At 73.7% G+C, this 12,087-nt stretch carries 8 protein-coding genes and 1 pseudogene; 4 read left to right on the forward strand and 5 right to left on the reverse strand.

The annotated features are described in order from the left end of the window. Window positions 1-5: 5 nt before the first annotated feature. Together ACIF83_RS08185 and ACIF83_RS08190 are read right to left on the reverse strand one after the other, a co-directional pair. Window positions 6-1,364: a lectin gene (locus ACIF83_RS08185; RefSeq protein WP_399724541.1), complete on the reverse strand. Its 1,359-nt coding sequence runs from the start codon at window positions 1,362-1,364 to the stop codon at window positions 6-8. Window positions 1,365-1,567: 203 nt separating this feature from the next. Beyond that, entirely contained in the window at window positions 1,568-3,445 is a 1,878-nt protein-coding gene (locus ACIF83_RS08190; protein ID WP_398137996.1) for an ABC transporter ATP-binding protein, read from the reverse strand. A gap of 186 nt (window positions 3,446-3,631) precedes the next feature. On the opposite strand from ACIF83_RS08190, the gene ACIF83_RS08195 reads away from it, so the two are divergent. Beyond that, complete coding sequence (locus ACIF83_RS08195; RefSeq protein WP_399724544.1) at window positions 3,632-4,615, forward strand: YbhN family protein; 984 nt, start codon at window positions 3,632-3,634, stop codon at window positions 4,613-4,615. Window positions 4,616-4,660: 45 nt separating this feature from the next. Continuing rightward, on the forward strand, window positions 4,661-5,425 hold the full coding sequence (locus ACIF83_RS08200; protein WP_398137822.1) for a crotonase/enoyl-CoA hydratase family protein: 765 nt from the start codon (window positions 4,661-4,663) through the stop codon (window positions 5,423-5,425). Between the two features lie 77 nt (window positions 5,426-5,502). On the opposite strand, the pseudogene ACIF83_RS08205 reads toward ACIF83_RS08200, so the two are convergent. The 3 genes and pseudogenes from ACIF83_RS08205 to ACIF83_RS08215 form a co-directional block, all read right to left on the reverse strand. Then, window positions 5,503-6,435: pseudogene (locus tag ACIF83_RS08205) on the reverse strand (FAD-dependent oxidoreductase); the annotation flags it as partial. Beyond that, window positions 6,432-7,835: an FAD-dependent oxidoreductase gene (locus tag ACIF83_RS08210; RefSeq protein WP_393470580.1), complete on the reverse strand. Its 1,404-nt coding sequence runs from the start codon at window positions 7,833-7,835 to the stop codon at window positions 6,432-6,434. The pseudogene ACIF83_RS08205 and the gene ACIF83_RS08210, both read right to left, overlap by 4 nt. Then, window positions 7,832-9,262 (reverse strand): FGGY family carbohydrate kinase, encoded by a 1,431-nt coding sequence (locus ACIF83_RS08215; protein WP_399724547.1) that lies wholly within the window; start codon window positions 9,260-9,262, stop codon window positions 7,832-7,834. Before ACIF83_RS08215 ends, ACIF83_RS08210 begins: the two co-directional genes overlap by 4 nt. 254 nt (window positions 9,263-9,516) lie before the next feature. On the opposite strand from ACIF83_RS08215, the gene ACIF83_RS08220 reads away from it, so the two are divergent. Beyond that, window positions 9,517-10,497, forward strand: a complete 981-nt coding sequence (locus tag ACIF83_RS08220; protein ID WP_399724550.1) for a hypothetical protein — start codon at window positions 9,517-9,519, stop codon at window positions 10,495-10,497. A 35-nt stretch (window positions 10,498-10,532) separates the two neighbouring features. Continuing rightward, window positions 10,533-12,059, forward strand: coding sequence for an amino acid permease (locus ACIF83_RS08225; protein ID WP_393470572.1), 1,527 nt, complete (start codon window positions 10,533-10,535; stop codon window positions 12,057-12,059). Window positions 12,060-12,087 lie beyond the last annotated feature (28 nt).

Below are 12,087 nucleotides of genomic sequence, written 5' to 3' on the forward strand. Positions count from 1 at the left end.
GGGGATCAGCCGGTGTAGCCGGCGAAGACGCGGGTGTAGTCCCAGGCGGACTGGGAGACGCCGGAGCAGCTGTCGGCGGGGCCGCCGGTGCACGGACGGTCGCGGTTGGCGGACCATAAGGTGAGCCGGGCCAGGTGGTGCTGCTGGGCGTAGGCCAGGATGGTCCGGAAGTCGCTCACCGTGACGGTCTCGTTGTTGTCGGTGATACCGTTCATGGACGAGATGCCCATGTCCCGGTAGGCCTGGTCGTCGCTGTAGTGGTAGGCGTTCTTCAACGCGCTCTTCAGGCCCTCGGCGGCCTGCGTGGTGAGGTTGCCCATGCTCTGTCCCGCACCGCCGAAGTCGAACGGCATGATCGCCCAGGCGTCCACGGTCAGCCCCGAGGAGGCGGCCCGGTTGATGAGGCTGGTGTCGGGCCCGCTCTGCCCGGTGCCGATGGTGATGTACACCTTCAGGCCCGGGTTGTTGGCCTTCACGGTCTTGAGCGCGTCGACGGTGCGCTGCTGCACGGCGGGGTTGCTGTAGGCGTCGGCCTCGATGTCGATGTCGATCGCCTTCAGGCCGTAGGCGTTGATCACCTTCTGGTAGGCGGCGGCGAGTTCGCCCGCGCTGGAGCAGGAGCTCTCCAGCTTGTTGCCGCTGTAGCCGCCGAACGACGGGATCACGTCACCGCCGTTCGCCCGCACGGTGGTGACGGTCTGCTGGTCGACTCCGCCGGTCAGCGGGCGGCTGCCGTCCCACTGGGGGGTGCAGTAGCCGTTGCTGAGGACGAAGGCGAGCGTGAACCACTTCACGCCGGTGGCCTGGGTGATCGTGCTCGGGTTCGGTGGGCTGCCCCAGCCGTTGTAGAGGTACGGCGCCACGGCCATCGGCGCGGACGGGACGGTGCCGCCGTCCGCCGCGGGCGCGTTCCACTTCTGGTTGGCGCCGCCGCTGCAGCTCCATATCTGGGCGCGGGTGCCGTTGGCCGAGGAGTTGCCGGTGGCGTCCAGGCACTTGTCGGCCTGCGGGTTGACGATGTCGTGGGCGGCGCTGACGGTCCACTTCTGGTTGGCGCCGCCGGTACAGGACCACAGCTGGACCTTGGCGCCGTCGGCGGTGGAGTTCCCGGTGACGTCGAGGCACTTGCCGAGGGCGCGGACGGTGCCGTCGCTGCCGACCGTCCACTGCTGGGCGGCGGTGCCGTTGCAGTCGTAGAGCTGGACGGCCGTGCCGTCGGCGGGACTTGCGCCGGCGACGTCGAGGCACTTGCCGCCGAGGCCGGTGATGGTGCCGGTGGCGGCCTGGGCCGGGGCCGCGGTGAAGAGGCCGGTGGCGAGGGACAGGGCGGCGAGCGAGACGGCTGCGGGGAGTGGTCTGGCCATGTGCGGGGGCGGCCTTTCGCGTGGGGGGGGTGCCCGGGCGCACGCCCAACACAGGTGTGGCATCTGGGTGTTGAGTGCATCCGGAGTCTTTGTTTAAGGCGTGAAGTTAAAGGTCCGGACCACTGGAGTCAAGGGGGTGGACAGCAAGGGGTGGGCGGCGGCCGGGCAGCGGCCCGGGCAGCAGCCCACCCCCCGCCTCCGGCTCAGACCGCGGTCACCTCGTCGTCCTTCTGGGCGAACTGCGTGCGGTGCAGCTCCGCGTACCGGCCGCCCGCCGCGAGGAGTTCGTCGTGCGTGCCCCGCTCCACGATCCGGCCGGCCTCGACGACCAGGATCTGGTCGGCGGCCCGGACGGTGGACAGGCGGTGGGCGATCACCACGGCGGTGCGGCCCTCCAGGGCCTCGGTGAGCGCCTCCTGGACGGCCGCCTCGGAGGTGTTGTCCAGGTGGGCGGTGGCCTCGTCGAGGATGACCACGCGCTGGCGGGCCAGCAGCAGCCGGGCGATGGTCATGCGCTGGCGCTCACCGCCGGAGAGCCGGTAGCCGCGTTCGCCGACGACCGTGTCCAGACCGTCGGGCAGGGACCGTACGACGTCGGCCAGACGGGCGCGGCCGAGGGCGTCCCACAGCTCCTCGTCCGTGGCGGCGGGGCCGGCGAGCAGCAGGTTGGCGCGGACGGTGTCGTGGAAGAGGTGGCCGTCCTGGGTGACCATGCCGAGGGTGGCCCGCAGGGAGGCCGCGGTCAGGTCCCGGACGTCGGTCCCGCCGATGCGGACGGCGCCGGCGTCGACGTCGTACAGGCGCGGCAGCAGCTGGGCGATGGTGGACTTGCCGGCACCGGAGGAGCCGACGAGGGCGACGGTCTGGCCGGGTTCGGCGCGGAACGAGACGCCGTGCAGGACCTCGGCGCCGCCGCGGGTGTCGAGCGCGGCGACCTCCTCCAGGGAGGCGAGGGAGACCTGGTCGGCGGACGGGTAGGAGAAGGTGACGTCCTCGAACTCGACCGCGACCGGGCCCTCGGGCACCTCGACGGCGTCCGGCTTCTCCTCGATGAGCGGCTTCAGGTCGAGCACCTCGAAGACCCGCTCGAAGCTGACCAACGCGCTCATCACCTCCACGCGGGCTCCGGCGAGCGCGGTGAGCGGGGCGTAGAGCCGGGTCAGCAGCAGGGCGAGCGAGACGACCGCGCCCGCCTCCAGGGTGCCGCGCAGCGCGAACCAGCCGCCGAGGCCGTAGACGAGGGCCAGGGCGAGGGCGGAGACGAGGGTGAGGGCGGTGATGAACACCGACTGGGCGGTCGCCGTGCGCACCCCGATGTCGCGCACCTGGCGGGCGCGGTCCGCGAACTCGGCCGACTCCTCCTCCGGGCGGCCGAACAGCTTGACCAGGGTGGCGCCGGGCGCGGAGAAGCGCTCGGTCATCCGGGTGCCCATGGCCGCGTTCAGCGCCGCCGCCTCCCGCTGCATCCGGGCCATCCGGCTGCCCATGCGGCGGGCCGGCAGTACGAACACCGGCAGCAGCACCAGCGCGAGCAGGGTGATCTGCCAGGACAGGGTGAGCATGACGGCGAGGGTGAGCACCAGGGTCACCAGATTGGTCACCACGCCCGACAGGGTGTTGGCGAACGCCCGCTGGGCGCCGATCACGTCGTTGTTGAGACGGCTGACCAGCGCGCCCGTACGGGTACGTGTGAAGAACGCGACGGGCATGCGCTGCACATGATCGAACACGGCCGTGCGCAGGTCGAGGATGAGTCCCTCCCCGAGCGTCGCCGACAGGCGCCGGCCGAGGATGCCGAGCCCCGCCTCCGCGAGGGCGACGAGCGCGATGAGCAGCGAGAGCCGGACCACCTTCCCGGAGTCGTGACCCGCCACGATCGTGTCGACGACGCTGCCGGCGAGCACGGGCGTGGCGACGGCGAGCAGTGCGGTCACCACCCCGAGCACCACGAAGCGGACGATGCCCGCGCGGTGCGGGCGGGCGAAGGCGGCGATACGGCGCAGCGTGGCGCGGGCGAAGGGACGGCGTTCCTGCTGCGCGGTCATCACGCTGTGCAGCTGCGTCCAGGCTGTGGTCTCCATGCTCATGGGAGAGAACGTAGGACCTCAAGCTTCGTTGAGGTCAATGTCCGCGCCATTTCATCCCCATCCACGTCCTCGCACCCGAAGGCCCCCATGCCCCTCCCCTCTCATCCGCTGCCCGTCCGTAAGCCGCCGTCCCCGCTTCGGCCACCCGCCGTTGGCACGGCACGGAAAACCTCTCCCGATGTGACAGCGGTACGACTCCCCGACCTCCGTGAGGGACGCCTCCCCCGGCTCGCCCGGCGCGTCCCCGTGCGGCAGATCCTGTGTCTGCTTCCGCTCCTGCTCGTCGCCGTCGTCGCGGTGCGGCACCGGTCGGTGCTCGCCGAGGGCTTCGGACAGCTGCGGACCGCCTCGTGGCCCTGGCTGCTGGCGGCGGCCGGCGCCACCTGTCTGACCTGGGTGGCCGCGGCCGTCACCCGGCAGGGCGCCGTGGTCCAGCAGCTGCCCCGATGGCGGCTGCTGGCGACGCAGTTCGCGGCGGGCTCGGCCAACCACCTGCTGCCGACGGGTCTGGGCGCGGGCGCGGTCAACCTGCGGTTCATGAGCGTGTGCGGGGTGCCGCTGGCCCGCTCCTCCGCGGCTCTCGCGCTGTACCTGCTCGCCGAGTCGGTCGGCCGGCTGAGCCTGCTGGCCGCCCTGCTGCTCGCCTTCCCCGACGCGCTGCGACTCGGCACCCTGCTGCCCGACGGGGCCGTCGGACCGGTGCTGGCCATCGCGGGCGCGGTGCTCCTCGTGGCGGTGGCCGCGCTGACCCTCGTACGACGCCTGCGCACGCCCGTGCTCGGCTTCGTCCGCACCGCCCTGGGCGAGGCCCGCTCGGTGCACACGCGTCCGGCCCGGGCGCTCGCGCTGTGGGGCGGCTCGCTCGCCTTCCCCGCGCTCCAGGCGGCCGGCCTGGTGGCGGTGGGGCAGGCGCTGGGGCTGCCGGTGCCGCCCGCGCACATGGCGCTCGCGTACCTGGCCGCGACGGTCGCGGTGGCGCTGGTGCCCACGCCGGGCGGGCTCGGCTCGGTCGAGGCGGCGCTGATCGTGGCGCTGGTGGCGGCGGGCGGCCCGGTGGCGGTGGCCACGGCGGTGGTGCTCGCCTACCGCATCATCACCGTCTGGGTCCCGCTGCTGCCGGGCGCGTTGACGCTGGGGGCACTGGTGCGGCTGAAGGTCATCTGAGGCAGAGTGGCCCTCCGAGCCGCCCCCTCAGAAGGAGCATCCGCCGTGCCGGTCCGCGTGGAGCACAAGGAACACGTCACCACGATCGTCCTGTCCCGCCCCGAGGTCCGCAACGCGGTGGACGGCCCCACGGCCGCCGAACTCGCCTCGGCCTTCAGGGAGTTCGAGGCCGACGAGAACGCGCGGGTGGCGGTGCTGTGGGGCGAGGGCGGCACGTTCTGCGCGGGCGCCGATCTGAAGGCGATGGGCGGCGAGCGCGGCAACCGGGTCGCCGAGGAGGGCGACGGCCCGATGGGGCCGACCCGGATGCGGCTGTCCAAGCCGGTGATCGCCGCCGTCGCCGGGCACGCCGTGGCGGGCGGCCTCGAACTGGCCCTGTGGTGCGACCTCCGGGTCGCCGAGGAGGACGCCGTATTCGGGGTGTTCTGCCGCCGCTGGGGCGTACCGCTGATCGACGGCGGCACGGTACGGCTGCCCCGGCTGATCGGCGCCGGCCGGGCCATGGACATGATCCTCACCGGCCGTCCGGTCCCGGCCCGCGAGGCCTACGACATCGGCCTCGCCAACCGTCTCGTCCCGACCGGCCACGCCCGCGCGCAGGCCGAGGAGCTGGCGGCCCAGATCGCCCGCTTCCCGCAGGCCTGCCTGCGCGGCGACCGGGCCTCGGCGCTGGACCAGGAGGGCATGGACGAGCAGAGCGCCCTGCGCGGCGAGCTGCGGTACGGCATGAGCGTGCTGGCGGAGGGCCTGGAGGGAGCGGCACGCTTCGCCGGGGGTGCGGGGCGGCACGGGTCCTACACGGAGCTGTGAGCAGGGGTCCTGCGCGGAGCTGCTCGCACGGGTCCTGCGCGGAGCTGTGGGCACCGGCCCTACACGGACCTGCGAGCCGGCCACTCCTCTCCCGCCAGCCACTCCAGCACCGCACCGCCCGCCTCCGCTCCGGCCCAGGTCGCCGCCCTGGCTCGTTGTCCGGGGTGCAGCACGGCGCCGACGGCGAAGACGCCCGGTCGCGAGGTGTGCGGGCTCCCGTCCAGCGTGATGCCGGCCCGGCGGGCGAGTTCGTTCTCGGGGACGAAGTCACCGGTGAAGACGACCGTGTCGCAGGGCAGGGTGGCCGTGCGGCCGTCGCGGTGCCGGACGCGGACGCCGGACAGGCGGCCGTGGCCGAGGAGCTCGGTGACCGTGGTGTCCGTGAGGAGCGGGACGCGCCGGCCGAGGCGGGCCGACTGGGCGCGCAGCAGCGGGGCTTGGGCCCGCGGGTGTTGGGTCAGCAGGGCGACGACCGCCGCACCGGCCGTGCGCAGGGTGTCGGCCGCCGAGTAGGAGACCCTCTCCGCGCCGACCACCACCGCGCGGGTGCCGATCGACTGCCCGAACAGGTGTACCGCCTGCTGGAGTTCGCCGGTGGTGTAGACACCGGCGGGCCGGGTGCCGGGCACCAGCCGGGCCGTGCGGGGACGTTCACGGGAGCCGGTGGCGAGGACGACGGCTTCGGCCTCGATCGTCTCCGGGCCCTGCGGGCCGACCGTCGTGAGCGTGCGCGGGCCCGCCCAGTCCAGGACCGTCACACCGGTCCGCAGCACGGCACCCATGTGTGCGGCGCCCTCGGTGAGCAGTCCGGCGTACTGCGGTCCGGTCAGCCGCCGCGTCCACGTGCCGAAGCCGCCGTGGGCGCAGTGCCGGGGCACTCCCCCGGCCTGTGCCTCCCGCTCCAGCACCTCGACCCGGCCGGCACCGGCGGCGGCCAGCCGGGCCGCGGCCGCGAGTCCGGCGGGACCGGCGCCGACGACCAGGACGTCGACCCTGCGCTCGGCGGTCATGTGCGGGCCTCCTCGAACAGCTGCCGTACCGCCGCCCCGCAGTAGAAGCCCTGGCAGCGGCCGGCCCGGGCCCGGGTGCGGCGGCGCAGGCCGTCCAGGGTGCGCGGCGGGATCGTACTGGCGAGGGCGTCGCGGATCTCGCCGCGGGAGACGCGCTCGCAGTGGCAGACGAGGGTGCCGTACTCCGGGTCGGCTGCGATGAGTTCGGGCCGCTGGTGGGGGCGCGGGAAAGCCTCGCCGAGGTTGGGCATGCGGACCGGTTCGAGGTCGCGCGCCGGTCCGGGGTCGAGCCCGGTCTCGGTCAGCAGGCCGACGACGTGGGCGGCGACGGCCAGGGACGCGGTCAGACCGGTGGAGCGGACGCCGCCGACGGTGACGTACGCCTGCTCGGGGTGGGCGGTGATGCGGTAGTCCTCGTGCTCGGTGGCCGCGCGCAGCCCGGCGTAGACGGCGGTGACCTCCTCCCGCAGCAGTGCGGGCAGGATGCGGCCGCCCTTCTCCCGCAGCATTGCGAGGCCTTCGGCGGTGGAGCCGGTGGCCCGCTTGTCGTGCAGGTCCTCGGCGGTGGGGCCGAGCAGGACGTTGCCGTAGACGGTGGGGGCGACCAGGACGCCCTTGCCCAGGGCGGTCGGCACGGGAAGGAGGATGTGCCGGACCAGGGGGCGGGCGAGCTTGTCGTGGACGATGAGCTGACCGCGGCGCGGGGTGACGGTGAAGTCGTCGTGGCCGAGCGCCCGGTCGAGGGTGTCGGCGTGCAGTCCGGCCGCGTTGACCAGGTGGCGGGTGTGCAGGGCGCCTCTGGAGGTGGTCAGGAGGTGCCCTCGGGCGTCCCGGCTCACCTGCTCCACCCGGGTGTTCAGGTGCAGGTCGACGCCGGCGCGGACCGCCTGGGTGGCGTACGCCAGGGTCGTCGTCCACGGGCAGATGATGCTCTCGCCGGGCACGTGCAGGGCGCCGAGCGCGCCGGGGCCGAGGTCCGGTTCGCGTGCGTACAGCTCGTCGGCGCCGAGGATTCGGGTGTGCGGGTAGTCGTTGCGCTCGGCCTTCTCGGCGAGGCGGGGCAGCGCGGCGAGCTGCTCCTCGTCCCAGGCGACGAGCAGGGCGCCGACCTCCTCGACGGGGATGCCGGACTCGGCGGCGTACGCGGCGAGCCGCTGGTGGCCCTCGCGGACCAGCCGGGCCTCCAGGGTGCCCGGGGTCGCGTCGAAACCGGTGTGCAGGATCGCGGTGTTTGCCTTTGAGGTGCCCTGGCCGACGTCGTCCTGGGCCTCGACCAGCGCGATGCGCAGCCTGGGGTGGCGGGCGAGTTCACGGGCGACGGCGCAGCCGACGACTCCGGCGCCCAGGACCGCGACGTCGTACGTCTGCCCGGGCAGCGGCCCCTCCGCGGTGACGGTCATGAGTCGAGCAGGGTTGCGACCGCGCCGCGGAAGCCGGCCAGGCGTTCGGCGGCCTGGTCGGCCGGGATGCGGGGCTCGTACACGGTGGCGGGCTTCCAGTCGGGCAGGGCGTCCTCCACGCTCAGCGCAGGGTCCGCGCCGAGCCGGGCGAGGGTGGCGGCGCCGAGTGCGGTGGCGTCGTGCAGCGCGGAGACCTCGACGGGGCGTTGCAGCAGGTCGGCCTGGGTCTGCATGAGGAGGGCGGAGCGGGTCAGGCCGCCGTCGACGCGCAGCGCGTCGAGCGGGGTGCCGAGGTCGGCCGCGGCGGCCTCCGCCAGCTCGACGACCTGGGCCGCCAGGCCCTCGCACAGGGCGCGCACCAGGTGTCCGGGTCCGGTGTCGAGGCCGAGCCCGGTCAGGGAGCCGCGCAGGTCGCCGCGCCACCAGGGGGCGGCGAGCCCGGCGAGGGCGGGTACGAAGGTGACGCCGCCGCTGTCGGGGACGGTGCCGCCGACCGGGTCGAGGTCGGCGGCCGAGGAGATGACGCCGAGGTCGATGAGCCAGCGCACGGCGGAGGCGGCCGTGTAGACCTGTCCGTCGAGGCAGTAGCCGGTGTCTCCGGCGAGCCGCCAGGCCACGCAGCTGACCAGGCCGGAGGTGCCGCGCCGGGGGGTCCCGCCGGTGTGCGCGAGCAGGAACGCACCGGTGCCGTAGGTGCACTTGGCGGCTCCGGGTCCGGTGATGCGCTGGGCGAGCAGGGCGGCCTGCTGGTCGACGGCGAGTCCGGTGAGCGGGATCTCCGGGCCGAACGCGCTGGTGGTGCCGACGGGTTGGGCGTTGTCGACCACCTGCGGGAGCCGTTCGTCCGAGAGCCCGTAGGTCTCCAGCGCCCGGGGCGACCACCGGGCACGGTCGAGGTCGAGGAGCTGGGTGCGGCCGGCGGTGGCCGCGTCGGTGACGAAGGCGCCGGTGAGGCGGTGGACCAGCCAGGCGTCGGAGGTGGTGACGACGCCCTCGCGGGTGAGATGGCGGCGGATCCAGGCCATCTTGGGTGCGGCGAAGTACGGATCGAGGGGCAGGCCGGTCAGTTGCCGCAACTCCTCGGCGTGAGCGGCGAGTTCGGCGCAGACGGTCTCGGCGCGCCGGTCCTGCCAGACGAGGGCGTCGGTCAGCGGGCGTCCGGTCGCCGGGTCCCAGGCGAGGACGGTCTCGCCCTGGTTGGCCAGGCCCATCGCCACGACGTGCTCGCCCGCCTCGGCGAGTGCGCGGTGACCGGCGTCGACGACCGAGGCGTACAGCTCGGCCGGATCCACCTCGACCAGACCGCCGGGCAGGTGACGGGGCGTCACATCGGCGAACCCGGCGCCGATGACGCCGCGTTCGGGGCAGACCACCAGGGCCTTGGTGCCGGACGTGCCCTGGTCGACAGCGAGCACCGGCCCCGTCATCGCATCCTCCCGCACACCCCTTCGAAGATCGGCTCGAACAGCCTGCCGTCGGGCCGCGTCCGGCGTCAAGCTCGGCCTGTTCTCGGCCAACTACCACTACAGATAGTTGAGTTGACAACAATGGCAAGGCGGAAGTGACACCCCTATAGTGACCGCCGACCCGCAGGAGGCGCTCGACCACCGCCCAGAGGAGGGCTGTTGCTACCGCACCCCGCCACCCCGCCCGTCCGCTCGCGGACCGGGGCGGGTGGCTGATGGCCAGAGAAGGAGCACGCCCCTCCTACGACCCCGCCGGCCACGACGGGGCCTTACGCACCGCCCTCCAGGATCTGCGCACGGGGCGCTGGATGGCGATGCGCGCGTTGCTCGCGGAGACCACGAGCTGGTGGCAGTGGACCCAGCGCACCCAGGTCCTCGCGACCGCCGCGGCCGGTACCGACGTGGTGCGGGCCTGGCTCGCGGAGGAGCCGCACAGCGTGCCGGCCACGGTGATGCACGCCCGGGTCGGCGTGGAGCGGGCCCTGCGGGCGCAGCGCGAGGGGCACCGCCGTACGCACGAGTTGTGGATCGAGGCGTGGGACGCCGCGCAGTCCGCGACCCAGACCGCCCCACGCGACCCCGTTCCCTGGGTCTGTCTGCTGGCGCTGGCCCAGCTGGACCCGGAGCAGCGCTGGGACGAGCACCGGGCGCCGCCGCCGGAGGCGATGCTGCCGTCGGGTCCGTGGGGGCTGCTGGCCGAGGCCGGCCGACGTGACCCGCACAACCGCGAGGCCCACCACCGGATGCTCCAGTTCCTCTACACGATCGGTTCCTCGGGCCGGCTAGCCGAGGCCGCGGGCTACGCCCAGTGGGCGGCCGGTTCGGCGCCGCCCGGGTCCGCGCTGCACCTGCTGCCGCTGTACGTCCGGGTCGAGCGCTACCGGCGCTCCAGCGGGCACGACGCGGCGCTCGACCTGCACTGGGTGGCGGAGGACGCGACCCGCGAGGCGCGGCGCGCGCTGCACTCCTGGTTCGAGCAGACGCCCCGGGCCGAACGCTCGCTGCTGGACCTCAACCATCTGGCACACGCCCTGTGGGGTGCCCATCAGTTCCCGGACGCGGCCCGGGTGTTCGACGCGATCGGCCCGTACGTCACACCACCGCCGTGGATGTACCGCACCCCGGACCGGGGCCGTGCCGTGGAGGTCTTCCTGCAGGCCAGGGACCGCTGCCGCGCGACCGCCGAGGGCGCCTGACGCCCGTTCTCCTTCCTCACCCCGGAGGTTTCCGCATGTCCCCCGATCCATCGCCCACGCCCGCCCGGCCGCAGCACGACGAGGAGCGGCGGCTGCGCGAGCTGGGCTACCGCCCGGTGCTGGCCCGCCGCATGGGCGGCTTCGGCAACTTCGCCATCAGCTTCTCGGTGATCTCGATCCTGTCCGGCTGCATGACCCTGTACGGCTTCGGTCTGGGCACCGGCGGGCCCGCCGTGATGCTGTGGGGCTGGGCGGGTGTCGGCCTGTTCGTGCTGTGCGTGGGCCTCGCGCTCGCCGAGGTCACGAGCGCCTATCCGACCTCGGGCGCCCTCTACTACATGGCCGACCGGCTCGGCGGCCGGCGCTGGGGTTGGTACACGGGCTGGCTGAATCTGCTCGGACTGCTCGGCGCGATCGCCGGCATCGACTACGGCGCCGCCCTGTTCACCGGGGCCTTCGCCAACCTCCAGTGGGGCTTCGAGCCGACCCCGGGCAAGACCATGCTGATCTTCTGCGCGATCCTGCTGCTGCACGCCGTGCTGAACCTGTTCGGCGTCCGCCTGGTCAGCCTGCTCAACTCGGTCAGCGTCTGGTGGCACCTGGCCGGTGTCGCGCTCATCGTCGGGGCGCTGGCGATCGTCCCGGACCACCACCAGTCGCCGTCCTTCGTCTTCACCAAGTTCGTCAACGACACCGGCTGGTCGAGCCCGCTCTACGTGGCCGCGATCGGCCTGCTGCTCGCCCAGTACACGTTCTCCGGGTACGACGCCTCGGCCCACCTCTCCGAGGAGACCTCCAACGCCTCGGTGTCCGCGGCGAAGGGCATCGTCCGGTCCATCTGGGTGTCGTGGATCGCGGGCTTCGTGCTGCTCGCCGGCCTGACCTTCGCCATCCAGGACTACGACGCCACGCGCACCACCGACACCGGGGTGCCGCCCGCGCAGATCCTGCTCGACGGCCTCGGCACCGACGGCGCGAGCGCGCTGCTGCTCGTCGTGATCGTCGCCCAGCTGTTCTGCGGGAACGCCGAGGTGGCCGCGGCCAGCCGCATGGTGTTCGCGTTCAGCCGGGACGGCGCCCTGCCGGGCTCGCACCTGTGGCGCAAGGTGAGCAGCCGCACCCAGACCCCGGTGGCGGCCGTGTGGCTGTCGGTGATCGTCGCGGGCGTGCTGGCCCTGCCGTCCCTGTACTCGGCGACGGCGTACGGCGCGGTCACCGCCATCAACGTCATCGGCATCACCCCGGCCTACGCCATCCCCGTCCTGCTCCGGCTGCGCGCGGGCGACCGTTTCCAGCCGGGGCCGTGGCACCTGGGCCGATGGAGCAGACCGGTCGGCTGGACAGCGGTGGCCTGGGTGGCCTGTGTGACGGTCCTGTTCTGCCTGCCGCAGTCCTCGCCGGTCACCGTCGACACCATGAACTACGCGGCCGTGGCCCTCGTCGTCGTCCTGGTCCTGGCCAGCATCTGGTGGTACGTCGCCCGCCGTTCGTACGGCACGCCCACCACCGCCGCCTACGGCAACGACCGCGACCAGGCCGAACTCGCGGAGGGCATCGTCTGAGACGTGGGCCCGCCGCACCGGTCCGGGT

Origin of the sequence: Streptomyces sp. NPDC085866, from assembly GCF_044541035.1 — a bacterium.
Lineage (GTDB): Bacteria > Actinomycetota > Actinomycetes > Streptomycetales > Streptomycetaceae > Streptomyces.